General features: G+C 33.6%; 1 protein-coding gene. It reads right to left on the bottom strand.

Annotation, left to right across the window (positions count from 1 at the left end; genetic code table 11):
* Positions 1 to 1,027: IS4 family transposase (locus DIT68_RS16165; protein WP_109360858.1), on the bottom strand; the 1,027-nt coding region annotated here is incomplete at its 3' end.
* Positions 1,028 to 1,040 lie beyond the last annotated feature (13 nt).

Consider the following 1,040-nt stretch of genomic DNA (forward strand, 5'->3'; position numbering starts at 1 on the left):
CATATTTGAAAACCGATTTAGCTCTATGACCATGCTTTTTTATTGTTATGGCCTTAACATACCTATCTAAATAATCACCAACATTGTAGCACCAAGCAAAGGCTATCATTACTAAACATATTAGTTTTTCTATTCTTTCCAAGTCTTGTAGATGTGTATTTTCAATATCAAACCCACTGGATTTCATTGCTCTGAAACAGGTTTCGATCTGCCATCTTTCCTTGTAGTTTAAAAGGGCTTGCTCCTTTTGATTAAAACTGATTATAATTAATAACTCTGGTTTCTCCCCAGTTTTTCGGCACAGTGTTGCTGAAAGATAGCAGTATTCGCCATTTATAATAACAATTTTAGGGTAATGCCTGATCTCACCAATCTTTACTCCAGAGAATAACCAAGCCACAGAAATCGTTTGATTATTCCTTGGTAAAGTAACCTTGAAATTATTTCGAATACGAATGTAGTACCTAATTTGTTCTCTGTTAAGATATTCCATCCATTCATTCCCTACAAACTCTCTGTCAGCTAAAACACAATCTATGCACTCTTTTCCAAAGAGTTTAACGAATCGTTCAATCAAATCAATTCTTTCTAGGCTATTTGAATTCCCTCTTTTGTCTAACATTTTAAACATCAGAGGAAATGCAACATTGCGATAAGTGATTCCAAGCATAAAAATATTGATGTTTTTTTTGCCAAACTTCCAGTTGGTGCGATCAATGGTCAACTTCAAATTTTCTTTTTCAGGCAGCATGCTAAATACCAATCGTGCAATTAAATCACTACATAAATCGAAACTAGCGATAAAGCGTTGTAGTCTTCTTAATGAGGAATCGACGTTACAGTTAGTTTCAAAAGCTAAAGCTAGTTTATGAAAACTAACTGTTTGAACTTTGCAAAGAGCAATTATAACCATTGACATAAGTTTTAGCCTCGCTTTGTTGAGTTTAGCACCATTATTTTCAACTTGCTCTTTTAAAAGACTAGATAATTGATTAGTTTTACTCTCAGGACTGGTATTCTTTTTCATAGATAAATGAGTG

Origin of the sequence: Brumimicrobium oceani (assembly GCF_003143775.1) — a bacterium.
GTDB lineage: Bacteria > Bacteroidota > Bacteroidia > Flavobacteriales_D > Crocinitomicaceae > Brumimicrobium > Brumimicrobium oceani.